The 19,165-nt window shown below is 59.9% G+C and carries 16 protein-coding genes and 3 tRNA genes; 14 read left to right on the top strand and 5 right to left on the bottom strand.

The features are described 5' to 3' along the window. Nucleotides 1-53: 53 nt before the first annotated feature. From WD071_RS14625 to WD071_RS14685, 13 genes are all read left to right on the top strand, one after another. On the top strand, nt 54-2,633 hold the full coding sequence (locus WD071_RS14625; RefSeq protein ID WP_368049137.1) for a DNA internalization-related competence protein ComEC/Rec2: 2,580 nt from the start codon (nt 54-56) through the stop codon (nt 2,631-2,633). Then, nucleotides 2,551-3,207, top strand: coding sequence for a MotA/TolQ/ExbB proton channel family protein (locus WD071_RS14630; protein WP_368049138.1), 657 nt, complete (start codon nt 2,551-2,553; stop codon nt 3,205-3,207). The genes WD071_RS14625 and WD071_RS14630 overlap by 83 nt, the downstream gene beginning before the upstream one ends. Further along, the gene (locus tag WD071_RS14635; protein WP_368049139.1) at nt 3,204-3,671 is read left to right on the top strand and encodes an ExbD/TolR family protein; all 468 of its coding nucleotides are present in this window, start codon (nt 3,204-3,206) and stop codon (nt 3,669-3,671) included. The genes WD071_RS14630 and WD071_RS14635 overlap by 4 nt, the downstream gene beginning before the upstream one ends. 114 nt (nt 3,672-3,785) lie before the next feature. Then, a complete protein-coding gene (gene msbA / locus WD071_RS14640; protein WP_368049222.1) occupies nt 3,786-5,558 on the top strand; it encodes a lipid A export permease/ATP-binding protein MsbA in 1,773 nt (590 codons plus the stop codon). Continuing rightward, complete coding sequence (lpxK, locus tag WD071_RS14645) at nt 5,558-6,670, top strand: tetraacyldisaccharide 4'-kinase (RefSeq protein ID WP_368049140.1); 1,113 nt, start codon at nt 5,558-5,560, stop codon at nt 6,668-6,670. The genes msbA and lpxK overlap by 1 nt, the downstream gene beginning before the upstream one ends. Before the next feature lie 38 nt (nt 6,671-6,708). Next, complete coding sequence (locus WD071_RS14650) at nt 6,709-6,897, top strand: Trm112 family protein (protein WP_368049141.1); 189 nt, start codon at nt 6,709-6,711, stop codon at nt 6,895-6,897. Further along, a complete protein-coding gene (gene kdsB / locus WD071_RS14655; RefSeq protein WP_368049142.1) occupies nt 6,894-7,649 on the top strand; it encodes a 3-deoxy-manno-octulosonate cytidylyltransferase in 756 nt (251 codons plus the stop codon). The genes WD071_RS14650 and kdsB overlap by 4 nt, the downstream gene beginning before the upstream one ends. After that, nucleotides 7,649-8,173: a low molecular weight protein-tyrosine-phosphatase gene (locus WD071_RS14660; protein ID WP_368049143.1), complete on the top strand. Its 525-nt coding sequence runs from the start codon at nt 7,649-7,651 to the stop codon at nt 8,171-8,173. Before kdsB ends, WD071_RS14660 begins: the two co-directional genes overlap by 1 nt. After that, nucleotides 8,173-9,252: a UDP-N-acetylmuramate dehydrogenase gene (gene murB, locus WD071_RS14665; RefSeq protein WP_368049144.1), complete on the top strand. Its 1,080-nt coding sequence runs from the start codon at nt 8,173-8,175 to the stop codon at nt 9,250-9,252. The genes WD071_RS14660 and murB overlap by 1 nt, the downstream gene beginning before the upstream one ends. Further along, nucleotides 9,249-11,252: an excinuclease ABC subunit UvrC gene (uvrC, locus tag WD071_RS14670; protein WP_368049145.1), complete on the top strand. Its 2,004-nt coding sequence runs from the start codon at nt 9,249-9,251 to the stop codon at nt 11,250-11,252. The genes murB and uvrC overlap by 4 nt, the downstream gene beginning before the upstream one ends. A gap of 220 nt (nt 11,253-11,472) precedes the next feature. Further along, a complete protein-coding gene (pgsA, locus tag WD071_RS14675) occupies nt 11,473-12,027 on the top strand; it encodes a CDP-diacylglycerol--glycerol-3-phosphate 3-phosphatidyltransferase (protein ID WP_368049223.1) in 555 nt (184 codons plus the stop codon). 146 nt (nt 12,028-12,173) lie between these two features. Then, nucleotides 12,174-12,249: transfer RNA gene (locus tag WD071_RS14680), tRNA-Gly, on the top strand. A 98-nt stretch (nt 12,250-12,347) separates the two neighbouring features. Beyond that, nucleotides 12,348-12,421 (top strand) — tRNA-Cys (locus tag WD071_RS14685). Between the two features lie 109 nt (nt 12,422-12,530). Here WD071_RS14685 and WD071_RS14690 read toward each other — a convergent pair. The 5 genes from WD071_RS14690 to WD071_RS14710 all read right to left on the bottom strand — a co-directional run bounded on the left by WD071_RS14690 (nt 12,531) and on the right by WD071_RS14710 (nt 18,068). Beyond that, nucleotides 12,531-12,625, bottom strand: a tRNA-Sec gene (locus WD071_RS14690). A gap of 18 nt (nt 12,626-12,643) precedes the next feature. Beyond that, nucleotides 12,644-14,620 carry a selenocysteine-specific translation elongation factor gene (gene selB, locus WD071_RS14695; protein ID WP_368049146.1) on the bottom strand — a complete coding sequence of 659 codons (1,977 nt, stop codon included), beginning with the start codon at nt 14,618-14,620 and terminating at the stop codon, nt 12,644-12,646. Beyond that, a complete protein-coding gene (gene selA / locus WD071_RS14700; protein WP_368049147.1) occupies nt 14,617-16,032 on the bottom strand; it encodes an L-seryl-tRNA(Sec) selenium transferase in 1,416 nt (471 codons plus the stop codon). The genes selB and selA overlap by 4 nt, the downstream gene beginning before the upstream one ends. Before the next feature lie 36 nt (nt 16,033-16,068). After that, nucleotides 16,069-16,623, bottom strand: a complete 555-nt coding sequence (locus WD071_RS14705) for a UGSC family (seleno)protein (protein WP_368049148.1) — start codon at nt 16,621-16,623, stop codon at nt 16,069-16,071. Between the two features lie 11 nt (nt 16,624-16,634). Continuing rightward, nucleotides 16,635-18,068, bottom strand: a complete 1,434-nt coding sequence (locus tag WD071_RS14710) for a thioredoxin family protein (RefSeq protein ID WP_368049149.1) — start codon at nt 18,066-18,068, stop codon at nt 16,635-16,637. A 199-nt stretch (nt 18,069-18,267) separates the two neighbouring features. Between WD071_RS14710 and WD071_RS14715 the strand changes: the two genes are divergently transcribed. After that, nucleotides 18,268-18,960, top strand: a complete 693-nt coding sequence (locus WD071_RS14715; protein ID WP_368049150.1) for an SOS response-associated peptidase — start codon at nt 18,268-18,270, stop codon at nt 18,958-18,960. The last annotated feature ends 205 nt before the right edge of the window (nt 18,961-19,165 follow it).

Here is a 19,165-nt window from a genome sequence, read left to right on the forward strand (position 1 = left end):
ATGATGATTTCAACTAAACCCGGAGGCCGCCGTTGCGGCGGTCATGATTTTTTATGCGCGCAGGGATGCTGGCGTTTTGTCTGGGTATCTGGCTGTTCAGCCGGGTGCCGGTGTTGCCACCATGGCCCGTGGTCGGCATCGTATGTCTGCTTTTGTGCGCAGTGGTTGCGCTGGTGGTGGCGTTTTGCTGGCAACCAACAGGTCGCTGTCGCCTGCTGGTGCTGCTGTTGCTGGCTGTGCTGCTGGGCCTTTTATGGTCCTGGCTGCATGCCGCGCGTCATCAACACCAACAGCTGCCGCGTGAGCTGGAGGGTGTGGACTTCTGGGTGAGCGGCCAGATTATCAGTCTGCCGTCGCCCAACGCACAATTTCAACAATTCGAGCTGCAAATCGAGTCGGCCTGTTTTCGCCTGCATCCGCGTGACTGCCCGGTCCCGGCACAGGCAACAGGCATGACCGGTGCGCGCATCAGTCTCAACGATTACGCGGGCCTGCGTCTGTGGCCGGGGGAGCGCTGGCGCTTCCGGGTGCGGCTGAACCGGCCCCATGGGTTTGCCAATCCCGGCGGTTATGACTACGAAGCCGCCCTGTTTCAGCGCGGCATCATAGGCCGGGGTTACGTCCGTGACACCACTTTTAATGCACGTCTGGCGCCGGCCGGTCCCGGTCTGCAGTCGGTCCGGGCGGGCCTGCGCGAGCGTTTGTATGAACTGGCACCTGACCTGGATTATCCGGGCCTGCTCAGCGCTCTGATCCTGGGTGATCGCGACGGTGTTTCCGATGCGCAATGGCAATTGCTCACGCGCACCGGCACTAACCACTTGCTGGTCATTTCCGGGCTGCATGTGGGGTTTGTTGCCATGACCGCCTACGCCCTGATCAATCTGCTGGTGCGGCTGTTACCCCGGCTCATGTCCTGGCTGCCGGCGCAGCAATACGCTGCCATGGCGGCGGTGCTGGCGGCGCTGATGTACAGCGCGCTGGCCGGATTTTCGCTGCCCACGCAGCGGGCCCTGATCATGGTGCTGGTATTGATGTCCGGGCATCTGCTGGGTCGGCGCTTTCTGCCCAGTTACAGCCTGCTGCTGGCAGCAACACTGGTGCTGGCCCTGGCCCCCATGAGTGTCACCCAGGCCGGTTTCTGGTTGTCCTTTGCTGCCGTGGCGTCATTGCTGTTTGCATTTACCGGTTATCGCCGTGCCGACACAGGGCCGCCGTCACGTCTGTCCTGGCAGTTGCTGTGGCGCAAATGGATTCAGCCGCAGTGGGCGGTCAGTCTGGGTTTGCTGTTGCCGCTGCTGCTGTGGACCGGGCAGGTGTCACTGATTTCGCCGCTGACCAATGTGCTGGCCATTCCTCTGGTCAGTCTGCTGGTGGTGCCGCTGGCCCTGTCCGGCGCATTGTTGTTGATATGGCTGCCGATGCTCGCGATCTGGCCACTGGCGCTGGCCGATCTCTTGCTGGGCTGGCTGTTTGCCGGGTTGTCGGTGGCGGCGCAGACCGGGCCGGCGCTTTGGCAGCCCGCGCCACCCGGGTTTGTCACTGCGGCGTCGGCGATGCTGGCGGTGCTGTTGCTGCTCTCTCCCAGGGGGCTGGTGCCCTCGCGCACCCCGTGGCTGTTGCCTTTGTGTTTACTGACACCTTTATTATGGCCAGCTGATCGACCGCGACCCGCCCATGGTCAGGCGCAGTTACAGTTTCTTGATGTAGGGCAGGGCCTGGCCGTGGTGGTGCACACCCGGCGGCACAACCTGGTGTTTGATACCGGGCCCGCGCTGGGCCCGCAGTTCGACACCGGTCGCGCGGTCATTACGCCCTATCTGCGACTGCGTGATGTGCGCACTCTGGACATGCTGATCATCAGCCACTGGCATCAGGATCACAGCGGCGGGGCAGATTCGGTGGCAGAACAGTTTCCCATCCGGCGCAGACTCGGTGGCGGATCGACGCCGTCCCAGGGCCAGGGTAAAGGGGAGGATCAGACGGGCCAGCCGAATTTCGAGCAATGCCGGGCGGGGCAGCGCTGGCAATGGGATGGCGTCAGCTTTGCAATTCTGCATCCGCATCCCGACCACAACGGTGACGAGAACAACAGTTCATGTGTGCTGCTGATCAGTGCCGGCGGGCAGCGGGCGCTGCTGACCGGGGACATAGAGCTGGCTGCCGAAACCGCGTTATTGCGCCGACACCGGGACAGGCCGTCAGGTTTGCGAGCGGACGTGCTGCAGGCGGCCCATCACGGCAGCGCCAGCTCGTCGTCATTGGCGTTTTTGCAGGCTGTGCAACCGGCATTGACCGTGGTGTCGGCCGGTTATCGCAACCGTTTCTCGCATCCGTCGCCGTCAGTGGTCCGGCGTTTGCGCCACAACGGCAGCGTGGTCTGTCAGACGCCACGCTCAGGTGCGGTGCAAATCGAGCTGGGTGCGCCCGGCGGGCCATTGCTGTCAGCGACGCATCGCCAGCGTTATCGCCGCTTCTGGCATAACATCCCGCCGGATGAATATGGTAAAGTAGCGGCCGTATCCGCGCGAGACGAGAGAGGCAACGTTTGTGGTAGAAATCGTGATGGCGGGCGGCTGGCTGATGCTGCCGATAATTCTGTGCTCCATTCTGGCGATTGCGATTGTCATTGAACGTTCCTGGTCCCTGTCGGTCAACCGCATTGCGCCGCGTTATGCCGTGGGGCAGGTCTGGACCTGGATCAAGAACAACGAACTGGATTCAACCCGCATGCGAGAACTGCGGCTGGCATCGCCACTGGGTCAGATCCTGGCCGCCGGTCTGCTGCACGCCAGGCAGGGGCGCACCCAGATGCAGGACGCCATCGAGCACAGTGCTGCCGTGGTGATCCACGAACTGGAGCGTTATCTGAGTACCCTTGGCACCATTGCCGCGATTACGCCGTTGCTGGGCCTGCTGGGCACGGTGATTGGCATGATACGGGTATTCACTGAAATCATGATTCAGGGCACGGGCAATGCCAGCGCCCTGGCCGGCGGTATTTCCGAAGCACTGATCACCACGGCAGCTGGCCTGTGTGTGGCCATTCCGGCATTTGCCTGCCACCGCTACTTTATCCGCAAGGTGGACTCGCTGGTGCTGGCGCTGGAGCAGGAATCGGCAAAGCTGGTTGACGCGCTCGACAAAGCGCCCGTCGATCTGGGTGATCTCAAGGTCACCTCAGCAGATAAAGAGCCCTCAGCGTGAAATTTCCCCGACGCACCCTCGAGGAGCCAGCCATCAATCTGACGCCCCTGATTGATGTGGTGTTTCTGCTGTTGATATTTTTTATGGTCACCACCACGTTTACCCGCGAAACCCGAATAGCCGTCGATCTGCCCGAGGCCAATGCCGAGCAGGCCGAACCCATACCCAATCAGATCGAAGTGCTGGTCAGTCAGTCGGGGCGCTACAGCGTCAACGACCGCGTACTGGCCGATGGTGACATGATGACACTGGGCCGCGCCCTGATCGATGCGGCAGCAGGCGATCGCAGCACGCCGGTGTTGCTGATCGCCGATGCCGAAGCCACGCACCAGTCGGTGGTCACTGCCATGGACGCTATCGGGCAGTCCGGCTTCAGTCGTCTGAGCATTGCCACGCGGCGGGCAGAAGACGGCGACAATGACGCGACAGCGCCGGACAATGATGGCGGAGAAGAATTGCCATGAAGGTAGACAGACACCATGAGTGAAACTAATCCCGGTTCGCCCCAACCCGAGACCGAGCCCCAGCCCGAGCCCGAGAACCAACCGGGGACCCCGGTGCAGGAACCGGCGCCGCAGATGACCGGCTGGCAGGTTTACAAGCGCCTGATCGCTTACATTCTTCCCTACCTGGGCATCATGGGCATCAGTTTTCTGGGCTACCTTATTTTTGCCGCTACCACGCCCGCCACGGCGGCATGGCTGGGCTGGACCATCGATCAGGTCGCGATTCAGAATCCGGATGCGCGCGTTCTGGCGCCACTGCTTTGTATACTGATAGTTCTGTTTCGCGGCCTGGGTGGTTTTCTCGGCCACTACGCGCTGGAACATGTCGCCAATCATGTCGTACACAAGCTGCGCTGCGAAATTGTGGATCAGTTGCTGGCCGTGCCGGTGCGTTATTATGACCAGAACAGCATCGGCCGCCTGGTCTCCAAGGTGACCTACGATGTGGCGCAGATCAAGGGCGCGGCCACCAATGCCATCACCGTGATCATGCGCGAGGGCCTGACCGTGATCGGTCTGCTGCTCTATCTGTTCTGGGTGAACTGGCGCCTGAGTCTGGTATTTTTGCTGGTGGCGCCCTGTGTCGCTTTTGTTGTGCATCTGGCGACCACGCGCTATCGCCGCTACAGTCGTCAAATGCAGGACTCCATGGGTGATGTCACCCAGATCACCAACGAGTCCATCAAAGGCCAGCGGGTCATCCGCACCTTCAATGCTAGTAACTATGTCTCCGACCGTTTCTCCAGTGCCAGTGAAAAAAACCGGCGGCAGAATATGAAAATGGTGGCCACCGAGTCCACTGCAACGCCGCTGATTCAGTTGCTGGTCAGTGTTGCCATGGCCATCCTGATCTGGTTTGCCCTGTCGCCGGAACTGCTGGCCGCGTCCACGCCGGGAGAACTGGTGTCATTCCTGACCGTGGCTGGCATGTTGGCCAAACCCATTCGCCAGCTGTCAGGTGTCAATGCGGTTATCCAGCGCGGCATCTCCGCAGCCACCAGCATTTTTGAGCTGGTCGACACGCCGGCGGAGACTGACCAGGGTTCACATGAAACCACACGTGCCCGCGGCCTGATCGAGTTCAGCGATGTTGGTTTTGCTTATCAGGAAGACGAACCGGTGTTGCAGGCCATCAATCTGCGCGTGGAGCCGGGCACAACCGTCGCCCTGGTGGGACGTTCGGGCAGTGGCAAATCCACGCTGGTCAGCCTGCTGCCCCGTTTTTATGAACACAGCAGCGGCGACATCCGTCTGGACGACGTTTCCCTGGCGGACTACCGGCTCGCCAATCTGCGTGAACAGATCGGCATTGTCAGCCAGGAAGTGGTGTTGTTCGAAGGCAGTGTGGCCGACAATATTGCCTACGGCATCGGCGACAAAGTGACTGCCGAGCAGATCCAGCGAGCCGCTGACAACGCACATGTTACCGAGTTTGCAGCCCAGCTGCCGGACGGCTTTGATTCGCAGGTGGGAGACGGTGGTACCTTGCTGTCAGGTGGCCAGCGTCAGCGCCTGGCCATTGCGCGCGCCTTCCTGAAAGATGCGCCGGTGCTGATTCTGGATGAAGCCACGTCGGCGCTGGATACCGAGTCTGAACAGCATATCCAGCTGGCTCTGAATGAACTGATGCGTGGCCGCACTACCTTTGTCATTGCGCATCGCCTGTCGACCATCGAAAGCGCGGATCTGATCCTGGTCATGGATAAAGGGCGCATCGTGGAATCGGGTTCCCACGCCGAATTGCTGGCGCTGGATAAACACTATGCGCGCCTGCATCGTCTGCAGTTCGCCGAATCATCGCTGAACTCAGCGGATACCGGCGGCGCGCAGGAGGCAGAAGACTGATGTTTCTGGTCAAAGCCTGGTACAACAAAGCAGGCTGGTTGATCCTGTTGTGGCCACTGAGTACGTTGTTCAGCTGGCTGGCCGGGCGGCGCCGGCTGCGGCAGGAAGTCACGCAGCAACAGGCTGCGCTGCCGGTTATTGTGGTGGGCAATATTGCTGTCGGCGGCACCGGCAAAACACCTCTGGTGCTGGCGCTGTCCAACGCCCTGCATGAACGTGGCATCACTGCTGGTATACTGAGTCGGGGCTACGGGGGCAGGGCGGCGCAGTATCCTTTTGCAGTGACGCCGGACAGCGATGTCGCCAGCACCGGCGATGAGGCCCGCTTGCTGCGTCGTTACAGCCATGGCCCGATGGTGGTGGACCCTCAGCGCAGCCGCGGTTTGCAGGCCTTGGTCGACGGCGGCCGTTGCGATGTGGTGATCAGCGATGACGGTTTGCAACATTACCGCCTGTGGCGGGACATAGAGATTGTGGTGGTGGATGGTGCACGCGGGCTGGGTAACGGCTGGTGTCTGCCGGCCGGCCCTCTGCGCGAACCGCCGACGCGGTTGAAGGACGTCGACTACGTGGTCATCAATGGCGCCAATAAAGTACTCAGCGAAAATGAACTGTCTGCCGGTGAGACACCGGTGTCCACCATGCGTCTGGTGCCGGAATACTGGGTCAATGTAAAAACTGGTGCCCGTGTCGAGCTGCAGGCGCTGGCGTTGTGCTTTCCATCCCAGCCGTCCTCGCCATCTGAGCCGGATCGGGAGAACGTGCATGCGCTGGCCGGTATCGGCAACCCGCAGCGCTTTTTTGCTACCCTGCAGGAATTGGGCATACAGGCACAATGCCATGCCTATGATGATCATCACATTTACAGCGCTGTCGAGCTGGCCTATGCTCATGATAAGGTTTTGTTGATGACGGAAAAAGACGCCGTTAAATGCGAAAAATTTGCCGGTGATCACTGGTGGTATCTGGTGGTCAGCGCAGAGCTGGATCATGCATTTTCCGAAGCATTCTGTGATCAGGTGGCGCACACACTGGCCCTGCGCAGGCAAGCAACAAACAATCGGCAGCCGACGCTGACATCCCGGCGTCAGGACATTTCGCAACAGCAATAACGCATTCGACAGCAAACTGTACAACGCGGAGAACAAGCGTGGACAAGAAATTACTCAGCATACTGGTATGCCCGGTCTGTAAAGGCCCGCTGGTTTATATTCGCGAGCAGAATGAAATGATCTGCTACGCCGATGCCCTGGCTTACCCCATACGTTACGATATTCCGGTGATGCTGGAGAACGAGGCCCGGACCCTGAGTTCTGACGAGCGCGAGAATCGCAAATGAGTTTTATTGTGGTGATACCGGCGCGTTTTGCGTCAACAAGATTGCCGGGCAAACCCTTGCTGGATATTGCCGGCAAACCCATGATCAGGCACGTCTATGAACGTGCCTGTGAAAGCGGCGCTTCTGCCGTCTATGTCGCTACCGATGACGCCCGCATCGCCAGTGCTGCGCGCGAGTTCGGCGCCGAGGTTGTCATGACCCGGGAAGATCACCAGTCGGGCACCGACCGTATCCAGGAAGTCGCGCAGACGCTGGCCCTGCCCGATGACGCCATTGTGGTCAATGTGCAGGGTGACGAACCCCTGATACCGCCGGCTACCATCAACCAGGTGGCGGCGAATCTGGAACAACATGCCAGTGCGGGTATCAGTAGCCTTTATCATGCCATTCACGATGGCACCGAACTGACGAACCCCAGCGCGGTAAAAGTGGTCACCGACGCCGACGGATTTGCGCTTTATTTCAGCCGTTCGCCCTTGCCCTGGCAGGGCGCCACGCCCGGTGCAAATGCAGGCGATGTGCATGGCAAACGTCATATCGGCATTTACGCCTACCGAGTCAAAACCCTCAACCGTTTTGTATCCTGGCCGCGATCCCTGCTGGAGATCAGTGAGCGACTGGAGCAACTGCGCGCGATGCACCATGGCGTCCGTATCATCATGGATGAGGCCTGCGAACACGTGCCGGCCGGCGTCGATACGCCGGAAGACCTGGCCGCTGTCAGTGCCTTCCTCAGTGAAAGCGAATACTGATGAACACGCAAACCCGTTTCCTGATGGTCTGTCTGGGTAATATCTGCCGTTCACCCACCGCGCAGGCCGTCATGGAAAAGTGCATCGCCGACGCCGGTCTACAGGACCACATCGTGGTTGATTCGGCCGGTACAGCGGCCTACCACATTGGCAAAGCACCCGATCCGCGCTCAAGTGCTGCCGCTGCCCGTCGCGGTTATGACATGAGCCCGCAGCGGGCGCGTCAGGTCAGTGTGGAAGATTTCCATCGTTTCGATCATATCCTCGCCATGGACAGCAGCAACCTGAATCATCTGCTGGCCATGGCGCCGGAAGGATCGGCGCACAAAGTCAGTCTGTTATTGTCGCATGCGGCTGTATCAGCAATCGATGTACCTGATCCTTACTACGGTGGCGATGAAGGCTTTGAGCAGGTGCTGGATCTGGTTGAACAGGCCTGTGCTGCATTGCTGGCGGCAGCCCAGGCAGACCTGCAGTCAGATTTGCAGTCACGCCTGCAGAGTCAAACCACGGGTGAGCGTTGATGGCCTGGCAGGCGGATGCGGATCTGGCGCCTCTGACCACGTTTGCGGTGCCGGCACGCGCGCAATGGCTGTGTCGTATTGATCAGGAGGATGAACTGCCAGCGGCGCTGCAACAGGCTGATGACCGGGATTTGACTGTCACCATTCTGGGCGGCGGCAGCAACATGTTGCTGCATGCGGATGTGCCCGGGCTGGTCGTGCGTATGCAATTGGCAGGCATCCGGCATCAGGCTGACCCGGCTGATACAGACGCCGTGCTGGTCACTGTGGCGGCAGGGGAGAACTGGCACCAACTGGTTGAATACTGTCTGCGTCAGGGCTGGTACGGCCTGGAAAACCTGGCCCTGATTCCCGGCAGCGTGGGCGCCGCACCGGTGCAGAACATCGGCGCCTACGGCGTAGAGCTGGCCGACACGCTGGTGTCCATCCGTTACTTTGATACGCAGACAGTTCAGGTCCGGGAGCTGGACCGGGATGAATGCCAGTTCGCGTATCGCGACAGTATTTTCAAACGAACATTAAAAAACACCGCCATTATTCTGTCCTGCACCTTCCGGCTCAGTCGCACACCGCGCGCCGTGGTCACCTATCCTGCTTTGTTGCAGTACCCCGGTGCCAGCGCCGACATGAGTCCGCAACAGGTGTTCGACGCGGTCTGTGCCATCCGCCGCAGTAAACTGCCGGATCCGGCAAAGCTCGGGAATGCCGGCAGTTTTTTTCGTAATCCCGTCATCAGTGCCGATGCCTGCGCCGCGTTGCAGCAGCGCTGGCCGGATATTCCCGTTTTTGCAATTACCAGCGCCACAACCAGTGCCACCACAACCAGCGCCACCGCCGCCACGACAGACGTCAAGATTCCTGCTGCCTGGCTGATTGATCAGGCCGGCTGGAAAGGCGTGCGACGTGGCGCGGTGGGGGTGCATGGGCAACAGGCGCTGGTGCTGGTCAACTACGGCGGCGGCACCGGGCAGCAGATCCTGGACCTGGCCACAGAAATTGTGAGCAGTGTGCAACATACCTTCGGTGTGCGTCTGCAGCCGGAGGTATGCATTGTGCCAGCGCCGCCGGGTGGTTTATGAGCAGCGATAAACAAAAAACCGGCCCGGTGTTTGATGCGCCGCTATTTGACGCTAAATCCGTGCTGGCGGTGATGAGTCAGCGCCCGGGCGTTTATCGCATGATCGATACCAACGGCGATGTATTGTACGTGGGCAAGGCACGCAACCTGAAGAAACGGGTCAGTAACTATTTTCGTGCCAGCGGACTGGACACCAAAACCATGGCGCTGGTGTCACACATCGCGTCTATCGATGTCACCGTCACCAACAGCGAAACCGAAGCACTGCTGCTGGAGCAGAACCTGATCAAGAAGCTGAGGCCGCCCTACAATATTCAGCTGCGCGACGACAAAACCTACCCCTATATCATGCTGACCCACAAAGACGCATATCCGCGTCTGGCGTTTTACCGTGGCAGCCGCCGGCGCGATGCCACCTTTTTTGGCCCTTATCCCAGCGCCAGTGCCGTGCGCGAAAGTCTGTCCCTGCTGCAGAAAGTCTTCCGTGTACGGCAATGTGAAGACAGCTATTTCCGCAATCGCAGCCGACCCTGTCTGCAACACCAGATCGGACGTTGCACGGCGCCCTGTGTGGGCCTGATCTCACCGTCGGATTATTCACTGGATGTAGAGGATGCGAGCCTGTTCCTGCAGGGCCGCAGTGATACGCTGATTCAGTCCCTGGGTCAGCGCATGGAGCAGAAAGCCAATGCCCTGGAATACGAACAGGCCGCACGCATTCGGGACAAGATTTCCGATCTGCGGCGTATTCAGAGCCAGCAGGTGATTTCCGGAGACGGTAGCGACGCCGACGTGCTGGCGGCGGTGCTGGAAGGCGCATACACCTGTGTGCACGTCATTGTCATCCGCGGCGGGCGCATCATCGGCAGTCGCAACTTTTATCCCAAGGATCGCCTGGCAGAGACACCGGCAGACCTGCTGGAAGCGTTTATTGCGCAGTACTATCTGCGCGACAGCGGCGAGGTGGCGGCAGCGGCCATTCCGGCCGAAGTGATCATTTTTCCATTGATCAGGGAACAGAAAAGCCTGCAGGAAGCACTCAGCACGGCCGCGGGCAAGAGTGTCAGCGTGCGCGGCAGTGTGCGGGGTCACCGTGCGCGTTGGCGCGATCTGGCGCTGTCCAATGCGCAGCAGGCGATTCAAAGCCACATCAACAACCGCCAGAGCATGTATAAGCGCTTTGAGCTGCTGCAGTCAGAGCTGGGCCTGGATGCGCTGCCGCAACGCATCGAGTGTTTTGATATCAGTCACACCATGGGCGAAAGCACGGTAGGTGCCTGTGTTGTGTTCGATCACAATGGCCCGCTGAAATCAGACTACCGCCGCTACAATATTGAAGGCATACAGGGCGGCGATGATTATGCCGCCATGGACCAGGCGCTGACACGGCGCTACAGCAAGCTCAGCAGCCAGTTGCAGGCGCTGCAGGATGCGCCCAGCGCCGGACCGGGGGGACCGGGAGAGGGCAGTGACGAGCAGGCTGAGGCATCGTCCGACAGCAATCATATCGGCAGTGTCAAAGACCAGGCCCTGCTGGCCAGCAAGGTGCCTGATATTCTGCTGATTGACGGCGGCAAAGGCCAACTGGCTCAAGCCATCGATGTGCTGCAGGGCTGCCAGCTACCGGAGATCATGCTGGTCGGCATCGCCAAGGGCATCAGCCGCCGGGCCGGGCAGGAGACCCTGTTTGTGGCCACGGCCGAGGGCATGAAGGAACTGGCGATCCCGGGGCATTCGCCCGCCCTGCATTTGCTGCAGCAGGTGCGCGACGAAGCTCACCGTTTTGCCATTACCGGCCATCGCGCGCGCCGGGCAAAAACCCGGCAACAGTCGCCGCTGGAGCAGATTCCCGGCCTGGGTCCCTCACGTCGCCGTGAACTATTAAAATACTTTGGTGGTCAACAGGAGATAATGCGGGCCAGTGAGTCTGATCTGGCGCGCACGCCTGGTATCAGCAAAAAACTGGCCGCTGTTATTTATGACGCGCTCCACAACGAGTAAAATGCTTTGATAAGCTATCGTCGTTGCCATTGCTTCGTTAAAAACAGGCTCACAATGCTCATTGCTCTTCGTACTTGAATATGGGGCGTGTAAACTGCGCTTGTGAGCCTGTTTTTGCCTTGCACTGGCTGCCTCGAATACGCTTTTCAAGAGCATTTACACGAATTTGTTTACACCAGAATATGGAGGAGAAGTCGTTGAAACAGGGAATTATTGCATGCTGAATGCCGCCAATTTGGTGACGTATTGTCGCGTTCTGCTGGTACCGGTGATTGTGCTGGTGTACTACAGCGGAATCCAACACAGCCAGCTGATCGCAGCGTTTCTGTTCACCATCGCCAGTCTCAGCGACTGGCTGGACGGCTACCTGGCCCGGCGTCTGAACCAGACCTCGCCCTTTGGCGCCTTCCTGGACCCGGTGGCAGACAAACTGCTGGTGGTGATGGCACTGGTGCTGCTCACTGCGAACTATCCCAGCGCCTGGTTTGTGGTGCCAACGGCCATCATTATCGGGCGCGAAGTCTTTGTTTCTGCGTTGCGCGAATGGATGGCGAGCAACAACCAGCGTGACGCGGTGGCGGTTGGGTACATTGGCAAGGTCAAAACCACGGTGCAGATGCTGGCGATTATTGTGCTGCTGGCTTATACACCGGCATGGCCACTGTTTTTCTTGCAATTGGGTTATGCTTTGATATATCTTTCCGCCGCCTTGAGCATCTGGTCGATGGCGCAATACCTGATCAAGGCAATACCGGTTTTGACGTCAAAACAGTGAAAAATTTGACGATTTGCGCTTGACTTCACACCGAATGGCATTAGAATAAGCGCCTCTTTCGGAGTGAGTAAAAACGCACTGCAAAAGAGCTGGAAGGCCAAGCAATTCGGGCCTCTTCAGTAGTACCAAGTGTAGTACCAAGTAAAGCGGGAATAGCTCAGTTGGTAGAGCACGACCTTGCCAAGGTCGGGGTCGCGAGTTCGAGTCTCGTTTCCCGCTCCAAACTTACGGCCACAGGCCAGTCACAGCGCAACGTCCCCCGGGGCAGCGTTGGCCAGTCCGGAAATTGCCTGCCAGTCAGGTGAATTTGGAACAGTACAGGCTGGGTGGCAGAGTGGTCATGCAGCGGACTGCAACTCCGCGTACGCCGGTTCGATTCCGACCCCAGCCTCCAATTCCACTCTATCTATAGTCTCAACCCTATCTATAGTCTCAGCGCCATCAGTAGTCTCAACCCCTAAAAAAGATCAATCACCTGCTGATCTCAGGGTATTTGCGTTTAGTGGCGGAAGGACATGGGAGTCGAACCCACCAGACGCGCGCTGCGCATCTCACCGGATTTGAAGTCCGGGCGCCCCACCGGGGACGATGTCCTTCCTTTTCCAACACCTGCAGTTTACGTGATTTTGCCGGTCACCGCCCGCTGCCAGCCCGGACGCATATAGCGTCGCTGGTCCCGATACACCGTCACACCAGCCCGGTCCAGATACTCCAGCACCTTGATCGTCAGGTTGCGGCCAATGTCGGCGCGATCCCGGTAATCGGCTGCGGAAAATCCGCCGTCCGTGCTTGCCTGGCACAAGGTCTGTGCCACTGCCGCCAGATCATCCAGCTGCTCTGGCAGATAGAAGCGGTTGGGTGCGACCGCCAGCACATAACCCCAGCCTTGCAGTCGCTGCATGACGGCCAGCATATCCTGTCGCTCCAGCCCCAGTGTCTCACCCAGTTCACCGACAATCGGTGGTCGCAGTCCGCCACTGACCAAAACTTCGCGTACCCGATGATAAAGTGCCTCGTCCAGTGCTGGCAGCACAGGTTGATGATCGGGCAGGGCAACAACAACGCCATGGCGGCGCAATTGCCCGTTGGCTACCAGCTCGTTGATCAGCCGGGTTGCCGTGGCCGCAGAAAGACCCGTGTCTGCCGCGCGCAGCAACGCCTGTGGGTGCACGCCCAGTTGCCCGGGCTGCTCGGTATGGGCCAGTCGCACACGTTGCACAATAATCTCTGATGCAACGGCAAACCGCGCGTGACTCAGCCCGTTTTCACCCAACGTGACGACTGTCTGCACTGTCAGTAAGGCGTCCAGTTCCGGTGCCGTCAGATTCCAGCGCCGGGCAAAAGCCGGCAGACTGATTTCCGCCTGATGTTTCAGCTCGACTGCCAGTGCGTCAACTGCAGTATCAACCGTCGATAACGCGTTCAACCGCGCCAGCGCCTCGGGCCTGCTGCGGCCGCGTTGGCGTCCCTGCGGATCCAGTACCCGGCCGCCGCCCAGTGTGATATTGGATGCGGGTTCGCGCACAATGACAGCGTCGCCGGTGATCACATGCACGGGTTTTTCCAGCAGCAACTGTGCCAGTCCCGTCTGCTGTTTTGTGCCGCCACGCGCTTCCGGGCCGACAGGCGCTTCCAGCCAGACCAGGCGGCCACTGACGGCACTGGCACCGGTCAGGATCTGCAGTGTGCCACGATGCATTTTTTGCTGCGGCAACACCCTCAGCTGCACATCGAGTCGCTGAGTTATCCCAGCCTGACCTATCTCAACTTGACCTATCTCAACCTGATCTGTTTTATACAGTTCAGCTGCCACCAGCCAGTCCCCCCGCTGTGGATGGTCGCCGTTCAGCTCGCCGGTCAGGTTTAATGCCGCCCGCTGGCCGCTACGGATCTCGGTCACCGGTTCGCCATCAATCTGGATGCCGCGCAGTCGCAGCGTCCTGTGCACAGGTGCCAGTCGTAATGGTGTCGGATGTGCCAGATTCAGGCATCCGTTGAGCAAGGTGCCGGTTACCACACAACCGGCGCCGGGTACCGTAAAGCGCCGGTCGACAAGGAAGCGGGGCTGGCCGTAAGCGTTGCGAGCGGGTGTTGTCGCCGACAGGGTCCTGATCGCCGTCAGCAATGCCGGCATCCCCTGACCGCTGAGTGAGTCCACCGGTATCACTGGCGAATCAGCCAGTGCACTGTGCTGAAGCAGTGCCTGAATGGCTGCCTGGCAATCCATACGCTGCTGCGCATCAGCCCGGTCCACGGCGCTGATCACGACAATGCCACGATGAATGCCCAGCAGATCCAGCAAGGCCAGGTGCTCGCGGGTTTGCGGCATGGGGCCTTCATCGGCAGCCACCACCAGCAAAGCGGCATCCACGCCAGCCAGCCCGGCCAGCATGGTGCGAATAAACCGTGCATGACCTGGCACGTCTACGAATCCCAGTATGCCGGCCTCTGTGTCATGCAGCCAGGCGAAACCCAGATCGATGGTCAGGCCGCGGCGTTGTTCTTCGGCCAGTTGATCGGTTTTTTTGCCGGTAAGTGCCTCGATCAGCGTGGTTTTACCATGATCGACATGCCCGGCGGTGGCAAAGATCACGGTGCAGGCTCTTGATCAAAACGGGAAGTAAACCGGTGGTTCAACCATTGCGCTGCCAGTGCCTGTGGGTCTTCCACACAGCGGCAGTCCATTAGCAGGCTGTCATCGGCAATGCGACCAATCACCGGCACCGGCAGTTGTCTTAGCTGCTCGGCCAGTTCACGCAGCTGTCGGCTGCGCGCGCGTTTGTTGGTGAGCTGACTGCGCAGGCGCAGCGCGGCGCTGGGCAGTCGATCAAGCGGCTGCGAACCGGAACCGATCTGGCTGAGTACATCACAGCTGTCCACCACAACGGCGTCGCCGCCCCAGGTTGTTAACGCTGGCAACAGCGCAGCAACTGTCTTTTGGATATCCGGTCGAGTCCGGCTCAGCAATCTCAGGGTGGGGACGCGTTGTGCCAGTGTGTCCGGATTCGCATACAGGCGCAGTACCGCGGAGAGCGCTGCCAGCGTGAGTTTGTCGCAGCGCAGGGCACGTTTCAGCGGGCTTTTTCGAATGCGGGCGATCAGGTCCGCACGTCCGGCGATGATGCCGGCCTGTGGGCCGCCCAGCAGTTTGTCGCCGCTGAACGTCACCACATCCACACCCTGGGCCAGCACCTCACGTACCACAGGTTCGGCCGGCAGACCCAGGCGTTGCATATCAATCAGTGAGCCGCTGCCCAGGTCGACAACCAGCGGTAGGTCATTTTGACGCGCGATGTCTGCCAACTCGGCTTCGCTCAGACTGCTGGTAAAACCCTGAACAATATAGTTGCTGGTATGGGCTTTGAGCAGCAATGCGGTGCGGGCGCTGATGGCATCGGCGTAGTCATGGGCATGGGTGCGATTGGTGCTGCCGACTTCACGCAGTTTGCAGCCGGCGCGCGCCATGATGTCCGGCAGGCGGAAGGAGCCACCAATTTCAATCAGTTCCCCGCGCGAAACAATCACCTCCCGGCGCAGCGCCAGGGCATTAAGCACCAGCAGCACCGCAGCAGCGTTGTTGTTGACCACCGTGGCGGCTTCGGCGCCGGTCAGCCGGCAGATCCAGTTTTCGACATGAGCATCGCGGTCGCCGCGCTGACCGCGGTCCAGATCGTATTCCAGATTGCTTGCGCCGCTTGCCACTGCAGCGATGGCATCAAAAGCTTCGGGCGGCAGGGGCGCACGTCCCAGGTTGGTGTGAATGACGGTGCCGGTCATGTTGAACACCGGTTTGAAGGTGGGGGCCAGCAGTTGCTCGATGCTAGTCTGCACCTCGGCCACCAGCGTCTGTTCATCCTGGAGTGTGCCATCGCGCCACTGCTGAAGTGCTGCGCGCAGCGCGTCCACGACCAGGGTGCGGCCGTGACAGGCTATCAATGCCCTTATGCCCGGCCAGGCCAGCGCCTTGTCCACTGCCGGTGGGCGTGTATCGAAGATGTTGTTCATGACAGCATCTCCGACATGGCAAGTTGACTTGACGTGTCAGGTGTCTTCGGTTTCCTGGTCGGGAGTATCCTGATCGGTGCGCAGCAGGCGCAGAATATCCCCCAAAGCCTCATCGGCCAGGGTGCGCATCTCCGCATCCGTGCGGTTCTGAATCGGGTGCGGCACAAATACCATGGCCGGATCGAAACCCAGCGTTCTGGATTGTGCTGCCGCCGCGTCAATAAACTCGGTAGAGGCAACTCCAACTCCCGGAATCTGTCGTGACTCCAGATCGGCTATGTCATGCATACAGCACGACGTACACGATCCTCAGTCAGCCAGTCCTTCCACCAGCACATCCACTTCAGCGGCCAGCTGCTGCTTCAGCTCAGTGGGGGCAGGGCGGGTGAAAGTAGGCTTGCTGTAGCGTTTGACGGTCAGGCCAAGTGCCGACAGCTGCTCTTCGATGCGATCCAGGAAGACATTGCCGCGCGGCTTGGAAATATCCAGCAGACCCACAACCTTGCCATCCAGACTGTCCGGCCGGGATAACCGTGCCCGCTGCGCCGGGGCGTTTTCCGCCGTCGGATCCAGCAGTATGTTTTCGTTCATAACGTGTCCTCTTATAAAACCTCTCGTGTCACCGGTGAAGAGCCAACCGGGCCGGAAGCGGCCCAGCCAGCGATGATCGCAGAAAACAGGCCGGCCGTGCCACCGGCCCGCACTATCAGCAGGCCGCCCGGCCTGAACTTGGGTACCTGCTTGTCCTTGAAACGCGCCGGAATGCCCTCGGCCATGCCACGGGCACCCACGACCAGATCTTCGCCCGGCGCCATCAGCAGCTGCTCCAGCGTCTCGCGCAGCTGCTGCTTTGACCAACCGGCTTCAATGAATATCCGCGCGTGCTCAGGCGACACCACCAGTACGGCATCGCCGGCCATCGCCAGCTTGATATTATCCACCGCGCGCAGCGACTCCGCTATCGACCGGGCCAACGAGTCGGGGTCGCGGGACTTCTGATCGATGATGCCCTGCACCCCCTCGCCGGGAAACACGGTCACGGCGGAGCGGCCGACGGGAATGCCGCGCTCCTGGGCCAGCGGCAGCCATTCGCTGTCTTCGGCCTCGGCAAAACAGAAGCTGTACTTGCCCGGATTGCCCAGCGCTGCCCGGTCAATCTCGCCTGGGCGCCCGCCGCCGACATTGCGAATTATGAGCTGCAGGGCCCGCCCGATGGTGGCATTGGCACGGTTGCCCTGGCCCAGCGCATTGTTGCCGGAATTCATGCCGATGGCCTTGGCAATGGGGCCATTGACCATGATCATCGGACTGCCGAACATGGTGGTGCAGATCAGCCCATGCAGGCCGAAGTCATCTTCCAGTGCCGCCTCCACAGCTGCCAGCAGGACCGGCATGTACTCCGGTTTGCAGCCCGCCATGACGGCATTGATGGCGACTTTTTCAACGGTGCAGGGCACCAGATCCGGCGGCATGGTGCCGATGATCTCTTGCGGGTCTCGGGGTGTGCCCTTGAGCATGCGCAGAACTCTTACCGGCGTCGGCGGCACCACCGGCAGCCCATCGCTCCAGCCGCGCGCATAACAGGCCTCAATCGCGTCTTCCTCAGCACTGACATCAATTTCCCGGGATTGCAGCCGGACATCGCCAAATGCCAGCTCCAGCCGTTCCGCAATGCCCGGCTCCAGGGTTTTGGAGCCACATCCGGGGCGCATAGCCGGCAGATCCTCGCCCAGTCCGTTCAAACCACTGATAGCGCGCCACTCGGTCTTGTCCCAGCCATAGGTGCGCGATACTTCCTGACCGTTTTTCATGCGTATCAGTGTGGGCACAAATTCAGTATCCAGGCGCCAGGAGTGCTCCAGTGTTTCATCGTAGAGAGTACCGGGCACAGCGGCGGCATAATCATTGTCATCCTGCACATAAACATGCAATGGGCCGACGGCCGCCAGCTCAGCCAGCAGGGGCTCGACCAGGCGACAGGTCGGGCAGTCGGCCTTGGCTATGACGATCAGGCCGTCGGGCAGGGGTGTTGTCATGGATGGGCTCTTTATTGCTCTAGTTCTTTATCGTTCTGGCTCTTGATTGGGCTCTGGCAGTACTCAATATCCACAAAGGTAGCGCCGGTCCGATTGGATGTCCAGCAGGAGCTGCCTATTGCGCGCAGGCTATTTCGCACTGGCTATGCCGTCAGTGAATTCGTGGTAGCATTTTCTGCCAACCGGTTCGGAGAATCCCATGTGCGGCCGCTTTAACGTAATCGACAGCGACGAAGTCATGACGCTTCTGCATCATCTCGGCATCACACTGTATCCGGAATTCCGCTTCACACCGGACGCCGCGCCCGGTTCCACCATCAGCATCGTGCGCCAGATGGACGACGAGAGACGCGTCAGCGATGCCACCTGGTGGCTGATGCTGGATCCCGTCACCCTGAAACCCAATTACAAGTACGCGTCTTTTAACAGCCGATCCGACAAGCTCGATACCCCCAGGGCACTTGCCTACAAACCCTACCGCGAATCACGTTGTGTGATACCCGCATCCGCCTTCATCGAAGGCCTCGGCGACGGCAAGACCTACCACAAACTGCGCCCTGTCAGCGACGCCATCGCCTTCGGCGGCGTCTACCGGGAGTGGGTCAACCACGACACCGGCGAAACAGCCCTGTCCGCCAGCATCATCACACTGCCGCCGCCTGACAATGGTGTCTGGGCGCAGACAATCCACCCCAAATCCATGCCCCTGATACTCCCCGATGACCAGGCCACACTGGATGCCTGGCTGGACCCGGCCGAACAGGATGTCTCCCGCTTCAATGAATTACTGCAGCCCAGAATCAGGCTGAAACTGGTCGCGACGCCCATCGGCAAAGTCAGCAAATGGAATGAAATCGGGCCCGACACGGAGATTCCTGGCGATTCCGATTGATGCAACATGGTGGTTCAGCGACAGGTTCCGCAACTATGTTTAGGCTGGTGATTACTATATAATGCGCAGCTTCCAAAAAAGGCCCCCGCCCGGGTGGCGAAATTGGTAGACGACGTGCAGGATGCACAAGTGCCGCGGAGGACAGGAGTCCGAGAGCGGCTGCCATGCAGGACGCACAAATGCCGCGGAGGACAGGAGTCCGAGA

The sequence above is a fragment of the Pseudohongiella sp. genome, from assembly GCF_040877505.1.
Taxonomy (GTDB): domain Bacteria; phylum Pseudomonadota; class Gammaproteobacteria; order Pseudomonadales; family Pseudohongiellaceae; genus Pseudohongiella.

Coding starts and splice junctions, on each gene's coding strand:
- WD071_RS14625 (WP_368049137.1), top strand. CDS start 54: ATGCGCGCAGGGATGCTGGCGTTTTGTCTGGGTATCTGGCTGTTCAGC.
- msbA (WP_368049222.1), top strand. CDS start 3,786: ATGACCGGCTGGCAGGTTTACAAGCGCCTGATCGCTTACATTCTTCCC.
- lpxK (WP_368049140.1), top strand. CDS start 5,558: ATGTTTCTGGTCAAAGCCTGGTACAACAAAGCAGGCTGGTTGATCCTG.
- kdsB (WP_368049142.1), top strand. CDS start 6,894: ATGAGTTTTATTGTGGTGATACCGGCGCGTTTTGCGTCAACAAGATTG.
- WD071_RS14660 (WP_368049143.1), top strand. CDS start 7,649: ATGAACACGCAAACCCGTTTCCTGATGGTCTGTCTGGGTAATATCTGC.
- murB (WP_368049144.1), top strand. CDS start 8,173: ATGGCCTGGCAGGCGGATGCGGATCTGGCGCCTCTGACCACGTTTGCG.
- uvrC (WP_368049145.1), top strand. CDS start 9,249: ATGAGCAGCGATAAACAAAAAACCGGCCCGGTGTTTGATGCGCCGCTA.
- selA (WP_368049147.1), bottom strand. CDS start 16,032: ATGAACAACATCTTCGATACACGCCCACCGGCAGTGGACAAGGCGCTG.
- WD071_RS14710 (WP_368049149.1), bottom strand. CDS start 18,068: ATGACAACACCCCTGCCCGACGGCCTGATCGTCATAGCCAAGGCCGAC.
- WD071_RS14715 (WP_368049150.1), top strand. CDS start 18,268: ATGTGCGGCCGCTTTAACGTAATCGACAGCGACGAAGTCATGACGCTT.